This window comes from Candidatus Zixiibacteriota bacterium (assembly GCA_026397505.1).
GTDB lineage: Bacteria > Zixibacteria > MSB-5A5 > GN15 > PGXB01 > JAPLUR01.
This window is the reverse complement of record JAPLUR010000052.1, coordinates 1-15,520: the sequence shown is the minus strand read 5'-3', so window position 1 is coordinate 15,520 and position 15,520 is coordinate 1. Positions and strand designations below refer to the sequence as shown.

Annotated in this window: 11 protein-coding genes; all 11 read left to right on the top strand. The window is 49.1% G+C overall.

Annotated elements, in window-relative coordinates:
- Positions 1-43 precede the first annotated feature (43 nt).
- The 11 genes from NT002_04590 to NT002_04540 all read left to right on the top strand — a co-directional run bounded on the left by NT002_04590 (position 44) and on the right by NT002_04540 (position 15,269).
- Positions 44-1,264 (top strand): DUF401 family protein, encoded by a 1,221-nt coding sequence (locus NT002_04590; protein ID MCX6828540.1) that lies wholly within the window; start codon positions 44-46, stop codon positions 1,262-1,264.
- A gap of 117 nt (positions 1,265-1,381) precedes the next feature.
- Complete coding sequence (locus NT002_04585; GenBank protein MCX6828539.1) at positions 1,382-1,984, top strand: sigma-70 family RNA polymerase sigma factor; 603 nt, start codon at positions 1,382-1,384, stop codon at positions 1,982-1,984.
- Positions 1,941-2,642, top strand: coding sequence for a zf-HC2 domain-containing protein (locus NT002_04580; protein ID MCX6828538.1), 702 nt, complete (start codon positions 1,941-1,943; stop codon positions 2,640-2,642). The genes NT002_04585 and NT002_04580 overlap by 44 nt, the downstream gene beginning before the upstream one ends.
- Before the next feature lie 151 nt (positions 2,643-2,793).
- Entirely contained in the window at positions 2,794-3,474 is a 681-nt protein-coding gene (locus NT002_04575) for a hypothetical protein (protein ID MCX6828537.1), read from the top strand.
- Positions 3,458-6,991, top strand: a complete 3,534-nt coding sequence (locus NT002_04570) for a translocation/assembly module TamB domain-containing protein (GenBank protein MCX6828536.1) — start codon at positions 3,458-3,460, stop codon at positions 6,989-6,991. The genes NT002_04575 and NT002_04570 overlap by 17 nt, the downstream gene beginning before the upstream one ends.
- Before the next feature lie 12 nt (positions 6,992-7,003).
- A complete protein-coding gene (locus tag NT002_04565) occupies positions 7,004-8,893 on the top strand; it encodes a BamA/TamA family outer membrane protein (GenBank protein ID MCX6828535.1) in 1,890 nt (629 codons plus the stop codon).
- Between the two features lie 121 nt (positions 8,894-9,014).
- Positions 9,015-10,187 carry a cysteine desulfurase NifS gene (nifS, locus tag NT002_04560; GenBank protein ID MCX6828534.1) on the top strand — a complete coding sequence of 391 codons (1,173 nt, stop codon included), beginning with the start codon at positions 9,015-9,017 and terminating at the stop codon, positions 10,185-10,187.
- Positions 10,188-10,246: 59 nt separating this feature from the next.
- On the top strand, positions 10,247-11,350 hold the full coding sequence (mnmA, locus tag NT002_04555) for a tRNA 2-thiouridine(34) synthase MnmA (protein MCX6828533.1): 1,104 nt from the start codon (positions 10,247-10,249) through the stop codon (positions 11,348-11,350).
- Positions 11,351-11,413: 63 nt separating this feature from the next.
- Positions 11,414-12,094 carry a metal-dependent hydrolase gene (locus tag NT002_04550; GenBank protein MCX6828532.1) on the top strand — a complete coding sequence of 227 codons (681 nt, stop codon included), beginning with the start codon at positions 11,414-11,416 and terminating at the stop codon, positions 12,092-12,094.
- A gap of 69 nt (positions 12,095-12,163) precedes the next feature.
- Positions 12,164-14,608, top strand: coding sequence for an AsmA family protein (locus tag NT002_04545; GenBank protein MCX6828531.1), 2,445 nt, complete (start codon positions 12,164-12,166; stop codon positions 14,606-14,608).
- A 43-nt stretch (positions 14,609-14,651) separates the two neighbouring features.
- The gene (locus NT002_04540; GenBank protein MCX6828530.1) at positions 14,652-15,269 is read left to right on the top strand and encodes a serine O-acetyltransferase; all 618 of its coding nucleotides are present in this window, start codon (positions 14,652-14,654) and stop codon (positions 15,267-15,269) included.
- The last annotated feature ends 251 nt before the right edge of the window (positions 15,270-15,520 follow it).

Here is a 15,520-nt window from a genome sequence, read left to right as displayed (position 1 = left end):
GTTTTGTTGACATGACAGGGGAGTCGTATATATTGGGCAGTTTATGAATGATTTATGGAAACTGGCGCTAATCTTTCTGGCGATTGTTTTCGCCATACGCAAAAAAGTATTTGTCGGCTATACCCTCTTTGGCGCCGGGTTGGCGCTGGCAATTCTCTATCTCCTCCCGGTCGGCGATGTGCTGGAAACTTACAAGGATGCTCTCTTTTCGGAGCGGTTTCTGTCTCTATATGGGATCATCATCTTGATTACCTTTCTGGGCAGACTTCTTAAGGAAATCGGGTATATGGATCGTCTCGTTGATGCCAGCCGAAGATTGATTGGCGGCGCCCGAACTGCCGCGGCTGTTTTGCCGGCTCTGGTGGGGCTGATGCCGATGCCGGGTGGAGCCCTGCTATCGGCCCCGCTCGTCGCCGAGGTTCTGCCCAAAGGGAAATATTCGCCGGAATTCTTGACGACCGTGAATTATTGGTCCCGTCACGTGGTTGAATTTTTTTGGCCCGTCTATCCCGGGCTGATCATGACCGCCGCCATAACCTCGCTTTCGGTAGGCAAAGTGTCCCTGTTGCAGATTCCCTTAACCCTGATTATGATTCCCATCGGGATCTTCTTTTTTATCCGTAAGATTAAAGAGAAAGGTGATGGGCGAGGCCTTATCTTATTGCCCGGAATAAAGATACTAAGTGCCGTTTGGCCCATAATTCTGGCCATTGCCATTTCCGTAATCTTTTCTGTCAAACTTCTATGGGCCGTCCTGATCTCTCTGGGGATACTGCTGGTTCTGGAAAGACCGTCATTTCGTAAGCTGATGCCGGTGGCCAAAGAGGCTTTCTCACCGCGATTATTCACCCTTGTATTTGGGATAATCGCTTTCCAACAGATGCTGGAAGTAACCGGCGCCATCAGCTCAATTCCCAGATTGACAACCGAATATGGGTTCCCCCCGGCAATAATTATTTTTGCGTTGACCTTCACCGTCGGCCTTCTGACCGGCATGGTGAATGCCTTTGTGGGACTATCTTACCCTCTACTGGCCGGATATCTTTATAAGCCCGATATTAATATGGGCAATATCTTCTTGAGCTTCCTATCCGGCTATATGGGGATGATTTTGTCCCCCACACACTTCTGCCTGGTTTTAACCAATGAATATTTCCGTTCAAATCTTGGCAAAATCTATAAAATGTTATTTATCCCTCTTTCCATTCTATTTTTGGCCGGACTCGTATTATATTTTACTGGTTATCCGTGGAGCCTGTTTTAAAAGACTTTGAATCCACTGGCATTTACGGCCTTAGCCCGGATGCCGATAAAGAAAGCAGGGAACTTTGGTTATGTTCCCGTGTATCAATAGTAAATAATGAAAGTGATCGGGTGACTCGTGGAAAAAGAGTTAGAAAAGCAATCTGATTACCGACTCATGGAGAGGATAAAAAATGGCGATATGGTCGCCTTTAATCAGATTGTTGAAAAGTACAGGAATCGCCTTATGAGTGTGATTTTCCGCATGATTCAGAGCTCGGAGGAGGCGGAAGATATCGTTCAGGAGACTTTTTTGAGAGTCTATCAACATCGTAATTCCTTTGATTTTCGCCACTGTTTTTCTACCTGGCTTTATACCATTGCCCTGAATCTGGCTCGCAACGAACTGCGGAAGAGGAAGCGATTCAAGTTCTTCGACATTTTCGACATGCAGGGTAAGGAAACTGAAATCGCGGTGGAAATGAAGTTGCCTTCCAATTTACCGCAAGCTCTGGAGAGGGCCATGGAGAATCTGCCGGAAAAATACAAGACAGCCTTTTTGCTTCGTGATGTCCAGGAACTTCCTTACGAGGAAGTGGCCCAGATTATGAATATACCTCTGGGGACGGTGAAATCGCGCGTTAACCGTGCCCGAGCCATTTTAAGAGAGAAATTGAAACCAAGAATGGAGGAATATAATGCGTTGTCAAAGGGCACGCTATTACCTGTCAGCCTATTGTAGAGACGAGCTGCCGGGGGGAAAGCGTAAGGCAATTGCAGCGCATCTTCAAATTTGCCCGGAGTGTCGTCGTGAAGAGGCGGTCCAGGTTGAGATGGCCGGGGCTGCAAAAGGTTTGCCGCGTTGTGACGTCTCGGCGGACTTCAATACCAGACTTCTGAATCGTATAGCCGCTGAGAGATTTCACGAAACTCGGACCAGGGCTTTCTTTCCTAAACGTGTACCGCTGGTCAATTGGGGTCGGGCGGTGCCGATTATGGCTACGGCCTGCTTTGTGCTGGCTTTCGTTTTTGCGGGCGGAGTGAAGAATCTATTCATTCATACTAACGAATCGGCCATGACGGCTCAGGTGGAACAAAGCCAGGACAATGGAATGGATAACAGCTACATGACCGTTCAGCCTCAGGCCAATCGGACTTTCGCCCAGCACACCAATTCCGGTTGGACTTTCCAGAAACAGGTGGCCCGGGCCAATCGGATTCGCGGATTAATGAATAGCCTCGCCAGTGAAGGTGCTTTTAATACCTATGCGCCTCCGGTTACCGGAAATCCTCATATGCTTCTCGGTCCCGGAATCTTTATTGAGATACCTTTGAGCGGTCAACCGATCATTCGTCCCGAATCGGCTCCGCAGACAAGGACGGCCAATCAAACTTATTGATAATTGCTTATATCAACTACAGATGCCGCTGGAAGCTTCACGTTGACATTTTTCCGGCGGTATTTTTTTATCATGTCGGCGCCGCAACCCCCGCGGATGGGCAAGAGATTAGGGTTGCCAATATTGAAGTAAAGCAATTATAATGGAGATTATGGTTAAACCTGAAGAAATAGCCGATTATCTTGATTCGCTAAAACTCTCTGGCCGTACCCGCCGCGTGCGACTGCTGGCCATTTTATCGTCCGCCTTAGCGCTCTGTCGCCCCCGCTTGACCCGGGCGATTCTGACTTATTTGAGAAAACGCAGAATGGAGAAAACGGCGATATATGAGACCATCCTTCAGAGTTACCTTTTTCTTGGATTCCCCCGGGCGATTGAGGGAATAATCATTTTTGAAGAAGTATTCTTCGAGATAGGACGTCCCTCTGGCATCAGGAAGCAAGTCGATCGAAATATCCGAAAATGGCGATCTGACGGCGACGCCCTCTGCCGCATCGTATATGGGAAAAACTATGATGCTCTGCGGCGGCGTTTCACTCAAGTTGCCCCGGAGTTTTTTGAATGGATGGTCATGGAAGGTTATGGTAAAGTTCTCAGCCGTCCGGGCATGAGCCGGATCGAAAGAGAACTGGCCGAGGTGGCCGCCCTGATTGTTGACCGGCGGGAAAGACAATTGATATCGCATGTCTTTGGAAGTCTCAATGTCGGTGCGTCGATATCTCTGGTAAGAAAGGTCAATGACGATGTTGCGCCCCTCACCGGACAGAATCGCCGGAAAATGGCCGATAGAATAATCTCCAGAATTGAGAGCAAGTATGCGGCTGAGATATAAAATCCCTCTTATCCTTCTCAGCACCGCACTGGTCCTGCTGGTGGGAGTGTACCTGGCCTTTTTCCAGTTCGGACTTCTGGAATATATGGTAAATCGAAAACTACAAAATATGATCGGCCAAAATCTCCCGGTGAAAGTGCAGATAGGAAGAATCAGCGGCGATTATTACTCCAGGCTGGTTCTGCTGAATCTTGATGTTTCCTATGATGACGGCAGCAATGATTATACAATGGCTTATATTCCCCGTCTCACAATCGAATATTCTCTATCGAATCTCTGGCGCGGCGATCTGATTTTCCAGAGCATCGAAATGGATTCAGCCGCATTCAAGCTGGTGAAGACAGCCGACAAGAAATGGCTTATTCCCCGACCGCCGGGGGAATCGGTTCAAAAAGGCGGCACATTAAATTTCGAAATCAAGGAACTGAGGCTTAGAAATCTCAGCCTGAATCTGCTCATGCCCGGCGATACCCTCCGCTTCAGCGACTGTTCCCTGAAAGGGGCCGTTCAATCCTCGGAAAATACCTATTCGGCCAATATCGACAGTCTTAATTACAGCTCCTCCGACCGCCGATTCGGTCTCAAATCCGCCTCGGGGAAAATCACGCTGACGGGCGACAATTTAATGCTGCAGGATTTTCAGGTTGTTACTGATTCTTCGGAATTGAAAGCGAGCGGACAGGCAATCTTATCTCCGAGTCTCCAGTGGCAGGCGGTTATTGAAGCTCCTGCTCTGAATCTGGCTGAGGCCTTTTCCTTCCTAAAAATCAAACTCAGAGGAAAGATATCTGTCCTGGGAGACATTAAATACCGGGATGATGTCATTTCCGGAAAGGTGACCCTGACCGGCACTTTTGAAGAACACTACTTTGATTCCCTTAACACCGATTTTAGGTTTCATAACAACCGGCTTGAATTTGACACCCTTGATGGGACAATTCTTGGTGGATGCGGGTTGCAGGGCAAAGGAGGAATCGATTTCTCCAAACAGCCGGAGGAATATCATCTGCGAGGCGAAGTGCGCGGCTTTAATCTTGAGGGACTGGTTCGAGATTCCTATAAATCGAATCTTAACGGCAGAATTGATTTGAGCGGGCAGGGGTTCAGCAGCGAGAGCCTGTCGCTTGATATAATTGCCGATCTTGATGAATCATGGTTTGACCGTTATCATCCTTATCAGGCAACAGGAATCATGAATATCACGACCAGAGGCATTCAGCTTCAGGATGAATTTGTCGTCTCCTACCATGAGAACACTTTTTTTGTTGCCGGTAATCTCGAATATAGCGGCGATATCAATGTCACCGGTACCGCCCGTTTTGAAAACCTCTCGGCCTTCAACGGGCAGACATTCATGGAACGCATGGGGGGGAGAGCTGATGCCGTCTTTGAAATCACCGGCGCACTAAAAAACCCCAGCATTGCGGGGCAGCTTCGTTCTGATTCTCTCTGGTTGTATGATGTTTATTCGCGGAAAGCCAATATTGATTTTGATGTGAAGCATTTTCTTTATGACCGGAATGGCACGGTTCTAGTTCATCTCGATAGCGGAGCGGCATACAAATTCCCCTTCGACTCTCTTCATTTGAACATGGACGTTGATTCGCAGTTTGTTTTCATAAAGAGCGCCGATATTCGCAACAGATTTTCTGGGCTGGGGGGAAAGGGAATACTCGACTATCTTTCCTATCCGCAGAAACTCGATTTTAATAAAGTTGCCGTTGACATGATGGGCCTGACGCTTCACAATGACAGTTCGGTTGTATTCAGCATCGATTCTTCGGGTTATGATATTCTGCGGTGCCGTCTGCTTCGTCCGATCGGGTACATTCGGGGCGCCGGCAGAATAAATTATGATGAATCAATGGACTTCAATATTGATCTGGAGAAAATAGACATTGTTCCTTTAATTAAGCTGGTAGCGGATACTTTCCAATTCAGCGGCGCCTTATCAGGGAAATCCCACATAGGGGGAACTTTCGCTTCGCCCCTGATGAGCTTTCAGGGCCGAATCGATTCCCTCATCTATGAAAAGTTGCTGCTCGGTGACCTCCTTGCAGATTTCGATTACTCCGAAAAAAACATTTTAATTGACTCGGTGACCCTTGATAGTCATACCGGGTATTATGTTGCCCGCGGGACTTTCCCGATTGATTTATCATTCCAGGAAGTGGCCGATCGTTTCCCCGATGCTGAGCAGAATATCGCCATTACCGCCCGCGATACCCGGCTTGATGCTGTCACCCTGTTTCTTGAGGAAGTGGAAAGCTTTAAGGGAGATCTCAAAGCTGATTTCAAGTTGACCGGCACACCGCGTAAGCCGAAAGTGGATGGACGCATCAGCCTGGAAAATGGAATTCTGAAACCTTATGAACTGGCCCTTCCGCTGGAGAGGCTTCGTGTCGCCATGCGGATGGTTAACCAGACCGTCTATCTGGAAGAAATTGCTGCCGAGTGTTCCGATAAAGAGCGCAATAACGGAAAGGTCAGCGGTGGCGGGCAAATCGTAATCAATTCAATCGACCAGTTCAAGTATGGACTCAAAATAAAAGTGGAGGATTTTCCTGCAAGGTATGAACTGGGGGATGTTTCGGCGGTAGTTGATGCCGACTTGAGTGTTGAAGGGATTACGCCGCCAACTGTCAGGGGAGACGTGACCATTCGTTCCGCGTTATATCGGGAGAACTTTGCCAAAGAAACCGACGGCTGGACCATCTTGACCTCATTGCAGGGGGATAAGACCTGGGATCTTAATCTTAATGCGGATATCGCCTCCAACCTGTGGATAAAGAATGATGATATTGACGCCGAGTTTTCCGGCAAACTGAATTTCATTCGGGAAAAGGGCAACTATCGATATATCGGCACCTTGGAAATTCTGAGGGGCAAGGGTTTTATGGCTGACCGGGTGTTTCGTATCGAGCCCGGGGGGACTATTAACTACGAGGATATTGAATACCCCAATCCGCGGCTGGATATTTATGCCTCCACGAAAATTCGGGGAGCCGCAACCAGTCAATCCGGTGCGACCACCGAAGCACCGACTTATGATTTACGGGTCCATATCACCGGCACGCTGGAGGAGCCGATAATCAGCGCCGCCGAAGGAAGCGGGGGCGGCCCGCAGTTTACCAACGAGGAAATTATTCCATTGATATTTACCGACTACTATCAGGCGGGCAGCAATAAGCTGAAGGCCGGGACAGATAGATTGACCACCGGCATTTCCGGCTTTTTAAGCGGTCAGATGGCTCAAATCGGCTCGCGCACACTGGGTGTTGAGACTTTCGAAATTGATCCGGTATATGGCGACAAATTCAATCCGCTGGGGACAAGATTGACAGTTGGCTTCTATACGCACCCCAATCTCTATATCTATGGGCGATCGTCCATTTCAGGTGTGGCCGGACAGGAGGTCGGCTTTGAATATCGGCTGAAGCGGTTCCTTCTGGTGGAGGGGCGTCGGGATCAGGAAAATCTGTACCACCTGTTGCTGAATTTCTATTGGGATTATTGAGTTGGGTGATATGTGAGAAAAAGTCTGCTTTTGATATTCGTTTTCCTGCTCGCATCCGCGGCTTTTGCTCAGTTTACCGATGATGCCGCCCTGAACCGCTGGCTCAAGAAGAAACCGGTTATCTCGGCCATTGAGGTTGAAGGCAACAATTACTTCCCTGATTCAAAAATCAAAAGCGTCATGTTCTCGCGAAAGGGGAATATCCTTCGGACGATAAAGTCGGACCGCCGCCGCAGGGTACAACGAGAAACAATCATCCATGATACGTCCGAAGTGAAATATATTTATCTATCCTCGGGATTTCTGGGGATCAGGATCAAAGAGACGTTCGAGCCGATTCCGCCCGATTCCGGTGCCCTGGTGAAAATAACAATAGATGAAGGACGCCGCTTTTATTACGGCAAGATTACCTTGAGTGGTCCTTATGATGTCAGCTTTAAGCGCGAACTGTTCGGTATAACCTCACGATTCAAGGCGAATCAACCGGCCGACCCCTTCAAACTGAAACAGGCGCTCTACGACTGCAAATCCGTTCTGGCCAACAACGGATATCCGTATGCCGCGGCCGACTGCCGCATTGACACTACTCTCGGGGATTCTACAGCGGCCGTGGAATTCATAGTCAGTTCCGATTCACTGGTTCACTTCGGTCGGGTGCACCTGATCGGGGTAGGCGAATACGATTCGTCATTGGTCCGGCGCGGATTAACCATCAAGAGCGGCGAGATATATCGCCGTCGTGATATTATTGAGTCTCAAAAACGATTACTCATTACCGGAAATTACCTAACACTACAGCTTTATGCGGCCGAAAAAGATACTGCCAATGTGGCCCGGCGACTCCACCCTGATTTCATTCTCAACCTGAAAGAAAAGAAGGCTCAATATGTTTCGATTCAGACCGGCGCCGGGCAAAATCCTTATAAGGATCTGATCTGGGATTTCTCGCTGGCATGGGGCAAAAGAAATTTCCTGCGTTCCCGCCGTCTGGAAATATCGACAAGCTCATCTTTTGTTGTCTTTACTGAATGGCGTGTTCTTAATCACAGCTATCGTCTGCAGGTCACCGAACCATGGTTCCTGGGATTGCGCATGCCGATGACATTAACTGGCCGGATAGAGCCCGGTGTTCGATCGGCGGTCCAGCCGTATCGCATCCAGACCTGGTCAGTTTCGTTGGAGACAAACTGGGAGCCGCAATATCGATTCAAGATCTACACCGGGCTCGAGTATAAATCGGTAAACATCTATGGCCTGAGCCTGGCCGACCAAATCAAGCTACGGCAGGAAAGAGGGATTACTGTGCGACGCAAGTTATATATTAATATCAGCCGTGATGCGCGTGACCATCCTTTTGTGCCTGCCGCCGGCTCTCTGACCGGATTCCGGCTCGAATATGCAGGCGGCTTCCTGGGGGGCGATGAATCGTTTGTCTATTCGGAAACCAGCTGGGGTCGCTATCAAAAACTTTGGCCGGGCTGGATTTTGGCCACCAGGATAAAGATCGGGTATGTCAGAGAATTTGGTGCCTCAAAGTCAGTGCCGATTGATGTCAGGTTCTATACCGGCGGGGCCAACAGCATTCGTGGCTTTGTCGAAAACGGTTTGGGGCCCCAATCCAAGGACGGCACTCCGGAGGGAGCCAATGTTCTGCTGATTGCCAACCAGGAATTTCGTTATCCCATCATCGGCAAATTTTGGGGTTCATTATTTTCCGATATCGGCAATGGTTTCCGGGATTGGGCGGATATCAAGCCGACCAGCCTGGCTATCGCCTATGGCATTGGGCTGCAATTCATTTCCCCGGCCGGACCGATCCGGGTTGATTATGCCCGCCGGGTAAGAACCAAGACCATCGATTCCGGTCACCGCTTCCATTTCACAATTCTTTATGCTTTCTGAGTTACGTATCGTAGATTACTATTGAGCTTGGGAGACTTTTTCCCAATTATTGACAATTGGCGAAAATTGACTATTTTCATATATATTTTAATGGAACTTATCATACACAGAGGTTTTGGCTTTGAAACAGATATATCTCGATTATAACAGTACCACCCCGTTGGATGAACGGGTACTTGAAGCCATGCTTCCTTACTTAAAAGGAAAGTTCGGCAATGCCAGTTCGCTTCACAACTTCGGCCGCGAGGCCAAAGCCGGTATCGAAGAGGCGCGGGAAAAGATGGCCGCTTTAATCGGCGCCGAACCGGCAGAATTATATTTTACCTCCGGTGGCACCGAGTCGGATAATCTCGCCCTGAAAGGAATTGGGTATGCCAGAAAGGCCAAGAAGGATCATCTGATTGTTTCCGCCATTGAGCATCATGCCGTTCTGACAACCGCCAAATATCTGGAGAAAAATGGATTCAAGGCGGATTATCTTGGCACGGACAGGGAAGGATTCGTGTCACCCCCGGAATTGAAGGAGAAACTTACCGATCGTACATCCATCGTCTCGATAATGCATGCCAATAATGAGGTGGGAACGGTTCAGGATATTCGCCCGCTGGTGGATATCGCCCATGAAAAAGGGGCACTGTTCCATACCGACGCGGTTCAGTCGGTCGGCAAAATCAAAGTCGATGTCAGGCAACTTGAGGTCGACCTACTTTCGCTGACCGCCCACAAGATTTGCGGACCGAAAGGTATTGGCGCCATTTTCATTCGTAAAGGAATTAAAATCGCACCCCTGCTGCATGGTGGTCATCATGAGAAAGGGCGACGCGCTGGCACCGAGAATGTCGCCGGTATTGTTGGATTTGCCAGGGCCCTCGAATTGGCGGTATCGACCCGCGAAAGCGAACATGCCCGTCTGGCCGGACTGGCTGATTTCTTTATCAGCCAGGTTCAGTCAAAGATTTCCGATGTTCACCTGAATGGTCCCCGCGATAACAACAGGAGGATTCCTTCCACCGTCAATCTCTCCTTTCAGGCGGTCGAGGGAGAATCAATCATCCTTTCGCTCGATATGAAGGGAGTCGGAGTAGCCTCCGGTTCCGCCTGTACATCCGGATCGCTTGAGGCATCGCACGTGCTGACCGCCATGGATGTCCCTCCGGAATTGGCGCAGGGGTCGATTCGTTTTTCTATGGGCAGGTTCACCACCAAAGAAGATCTCGAATATACCATTTCCGTATTGCCGGAAATAATTGATCGTCTCCGAGCGATGTCGCCGCTGTATAATAGAGACAGATGATATATTTTCACTGATCAGGAAGATCAGGGTCGGTTTTCCGACCCTTTTTCATGCGCGATATGAATAAGAAAGTTCTGGTGGCTGTTTCCGGCGGTGTTGATTCTTCCACCGCCCTTCTCCTTTTGAAAGAACAGGGATATGAAGTGGCGGCGGCGCATATGAAGCTCTGGGACTATGCCGACGTGGGTGGCGACAGCTATAGCGATGGCCGCTGCTGCTCCTTGGAATCTATTAACGACCTGCGGATTATCTGCAATCGACTAGAAATTCCCTTCTATGTCCTCGATTTTTCCCGACAATTTCGGGAGACAGTCATAGGAAATTTCGTTTCCGAGTACCGGGCCGGGCATACACCAAATCCCTGTATCCTCTGCAATACTCATTTGAAATGGTCGGATTTCCTGCAGAAAGGATGCGAAATCGGTTGCGATTATATCGCTACCGGGCACTATGCCATCACCGCTTACAATCACGCCGGGTCAAGATATATACTCAAAAAAGGGGTTGATGCCACCCGCGACCAGTCTTACGCTCTCTGGGGATTAAACCAGGAGGCTCTTTCCCGAACGCTTCTGCCGCTGGGCGGTTATCATAAAACGGAAATCCGGGAAATAGCCCGTCGCCTCGGTTTGAAAAACGCGGAGAAACCGGAATCGCGGGAAATCTGCTTTATCGCCGATGACGATTACCATCGATTTCTTCGAGAATGGGAGGAAAAAGAGGGGCGTTCCTTCCAGCCCGGAGATATTGTTGAGAAAAACGGTCGGGTTCTGGGGAGGCATGAGGGAATTGCTTTCTATACCATCGGGCAGAGGAAAGGTCTCGGCATCACTCACCACACTCCGCTCTATGTCCTGGATATCGATGTTGAGGCGAATACTATTATTGTCGGAGAAGATGAAGAGCTGCTCTCTAATAAAATGACTGTCAGCCGGATTAACTGGGTATCGATTGATAAACCGGTCGCCCCCTTTCAAGCAACCGTGAAAATCCGTTATCTTCACAATGCCGCACCCGCCACGGTCTCTTTGCGTGAGGGAAATATCGCCGAGGTTTCATTTGAGCGGCCCCAGCGGGCGATTACACCGGGGCAATCGGCGGTTTTCCATGATGGGGATATTCTCCTTGGAGGGGGAATAATCGAAAAAGAAAAAAACTGTTGAACCTCTCTATTAATCTTCTTAATATATCTCATTAATGAGATAAAATGGAAGGAGAGGCGATTTATGCTCAAAGCGACATTTCTTGGTCACAGTTGCGTAATGGCCACCGACGGCAAATATAATATAATCATTGATCCTTTTCTGACTGGCAATCCGCAGGCAAAATTGTCGGCGGATGCGGTCAAAGTTGATTATATCCTGGTAACGCATGGCCACGGCGACCATCTGGGTGATGCTGTCCCGATTGCGAAAAGAAATAAGGCGACTATCATTGCCCCCAACGAATTGGCGGTCTATGTCTCCAAACAGGGAGCCCAGACTCATAATATGCATATCGGCGGCGCTTTTAATTTCCCCTTTGGGCGGGTAAAACTGACAATTGCGCATCACGGGTCGGCCGCCGGCGAGGGACTCGAATATGCCGGCAATCCCTGCGGCTTTCTGGTTACCATGGGCGGAAAAACAATGTACCATCCGGGGGACACCGGCCTTTTCTATGATATGAAGCTGATCGGGGAGATGAACCAGATCGATCTGGCTTTTCTTCCCATTGGCGATAATTTTACCATGGGTATCGACGATGCCGTCAAGGCGGTCGAGTTCCTTCATCCCAGGAAAGTAGTACCCATTCATTATAAGACATGGTCGGTGATCGATACCGAGCCAGCCGAATTCGCCGCTAAACTTAAGGGTTCTTTTACTGAAGTAGTCATTATTAAGCCGGGAGAATCGGTTGAGGCTTAATTAATTATCATCCGATTAATGGAAAGACCGCTTCGCAAAGTCTCTAAGCAGATATAGGAAGGAGCCGATATGAATCGCCTGAAGAAAATTATTCTCTGGAGCCTGATAGTTATCGTGGGGCTAATCATAATTCTTATCGCGGGAGTGTCATTATTCTTCCCGAAAGAGAAAGCTAAAGCGATGGCCATAGAAAAAATCTCAGCCGCTCTGGAGCGCAAGGTGGCAATCGATGACGTCTCGCTCTCTTTCTGGGGCGGTCTGGGTATTTACCTGGAAGGAATCAAGATTCCCAATCCCCCCGGGTTTTCCGGCCCCGGCTTTCTATCTGCTGAGGCGCTTGATGTCAAAGTGGCCATCTTTCCTCTGCTGAAAAAGGAAGTACAGATCAGCCGCCTGATTCTGAAAGAACCCCGGATTTTTCTTCATAAATTACCCGACGGCTCAAGTAATTTCAAATTTGGCGCGGCCGGACAGGCGGCGCCCGAAGAAGTGGCCGGCAAAATGTCCGAGGAATCGAAAATGGCGGCGCTGGCCATCTCCTATGATAATCTCAATGTGCAGAACGGGAGAGTTGATTATATTGATGATTCTTCAGGGATGAAAATCACAATGCTCGGTCTATCCACCAAATCCCGTATGAAAATGCCGCGCGACAAGGTATACGATTTTTCCGGAACGATCGGGATAGATTCTCTGCATATTGCCACCCCCAAGGCAAAATTCCCGACTCTCAATATCGCCGCCGACTATCGTGCCGTTGCGAACCTTCAGGACGGAAATCTGGTTGTCTCGCAGACGAAAATCACTATTAATGGCGTCGAACTGAAAGTTGCCGCCGGCATACCCAACCTGAAGACCATGCAATTCATTAATGCCGAACTGGTTGCAGACAAAACTGATATCTCCAATTTGCTCTCTCTCCTGCCGGATACGGCCAAGGCTTTGCTTGCACCTTACAAAGTCTCCGGGCAGGTGGCTTTGAGCGGCACCGCCAAATATAATAAAGCAGGGATTCCGGCCGTCAGTTACGATGGCAAAGCCGCTTTCACCGACCTGAAGCTTTCCCAGCGCGAAATCGCGGGAGAGCTGGTATTGAATTCCGCCCGCACTGAATTTCGAAACAATTATCTCAAGTTTGATATCGAAAAAGGCTCGTTTGACAACAACCCACTTGAGGGGACACTTGCCATCAGCGATTTCTCCAATCCGCAGGTGGTCGGCCGTTTCAAGGGCCGGGTCAACCTGGCTTTCCTCAATCCATTTTTGCCGAAAACCGGCAGCCCCAAGGTTTCCGGGGACATGCAATTTGATATCGGCGCCCGCGGTTCGGTAAAGGATCTGACCAAAATGCAACTGGCCGGGACACTGGCCATAACAAATGCCGCCTATAGTTCCACAACTCTGCCTGAGCCAATTGAATCCTTTTCGATGGATGTCAGGATGACCCCGGAAAGTATGACCATCAACAGCCTGAATATGAAATTTCCTTCTTCGGATTTTGCCCTGACCGGTACCATGACTGATCCTTTCCCATATATTTTACCGAAGTACGCCAAATATGGTGTGAAGCCGGATCTGAATTTTAAAATGAAATCGCGGCGATTCGATACCGATAAACTATTCCCCGCCGCCGTTCCCGGTTCCGGAATCAATCCGACCGCCGTACCGCTCGATTCTCTTCCGACTCTTCTGCTTCCCGATATCAACGGCACCGGCGATGCCGTCATCGATACCCTCATCTACTCGAAGGTGGAATTCACTAAAATCACAGGGGATATCGCAATAAAGGACCGGAAGGTTTTTGTCACCGGTGCCAACGGCAACGTTTATAGCGGGCGGGTCACCGGCGAGGCCGAAATCGATTTGAATGATTTCGATAATCCGAAATATGCCGGGAAGTATGACGCCACTCAGGTTGAGGCCAATGATTTCCTGACGCGGTTCACCAAATTCGGCGGGCATCTGTTCGGCAAATTGAATATGACCGGCGATTTTGCCGCGACCGGATGGGAGCCCGAGGCATTGATAAATTCACTCAGCATGGACGGTCTGGCGACGATAAATGAAGCCAAGCTGGTCAATTTTGACCTTCTGAAGCAACTGGCGCAGAATTTCAATTTCAAGGCGGCCGACGAGGAGGTCATCAAAGAGGTGGTCTCCAAATTCAAAGTCGAGAGGGGACGGATTGTATTCGATGGCCTGAAATTCCTTTCCAGTATCGGCGATTGGAATGTGGCCGGCTCGGTCGGCTTTGATGGCACGCTCGATTACATGGGTGAAGTCCTCCTTTCACAGTCGGTGTCAACCAATCTGATGTCGCAATCCGGATTGGTTTCCAGCTTTGCCGGTCTGTTCAAGGAATCACAGACCGGACGGGTCAAGGTTCCATTCCGGCTGGGGGGGAGCTATTCTAATCCCAGAGTAAACCTCGATTTGAGCGTCAAAGACAAGATGAAGGATAACCTGAAAGGGAAATTCGACTCGGCCATACAGAATCTCTTGAAGAAGAAGTAATATTAATTATCGAAAAATATGGCCGATACGTATTACTAATACCATGATTTTCAAGACCATATTTGAGGATATTAGGGCCATTTACCGAAACGACCCGGCGGCGAAGAATATCGAATTTCTTCTCTACCCGGGATTCCACGCCGTTTTTGTGCATCGGTTTGTCCACCCTCTTTATAAAATAGGGATTCCCTTCATCCCCCGCCTGATATCTCAGATCTCCCGCTTTTTTACCATGGTGGAAATTCACCCGGGTGCAAAAATCGGCCAGGGATTCTTTATTGACCACGGTGCGGGCATTGTTATCGGCGAAACGGCTGAAATAGGGGAGAACTGTGTTCTCTTTCATAATGTTACCCTGGGCGGGACCGGAAAACATGGCGGCAAAAGGCATCCCACCATCGGAAATAACGTTGTGATCGGCACCGGCGCTATATTATTGGGGCCGCTCACTGTGGGCGATAACGTCAATATCGGCGCCAATACTTTCCTTTATATGGTTGATATCCCGGCCGATGCCACGGTCGTCGGAACGCCGGGGTATATCACTCGTCTCAACGGCCGTCCGGTCAATATCAAACCAAACAAGACCAATGTGCCTCCTGACCGTGTGATCGGCAACGGCCGCACGCTCGAGCAGGAATTGACCTCAACAAAATCCTGATTAGACTCTTTCTCACTCGACTAAGCATCGCTAGCTCTATCCCCCTGCTGGGAATATCTTTATATGATGAGTTCCTGGTTATCTATCTATGAAAGCCCCAATCTTTTTGATGTTCCCGCAAAGTAGTAATGTCCTCTTTGAGCAAGATAGAAATGTCCTATTGAGAGGCTATAATGCTCCCCAAAAAGTTGGGGAGGTTTATGGTCGGAGAGGACGTTATCAGGATGAGTTTGAGGGAGTTGAGACGGTTG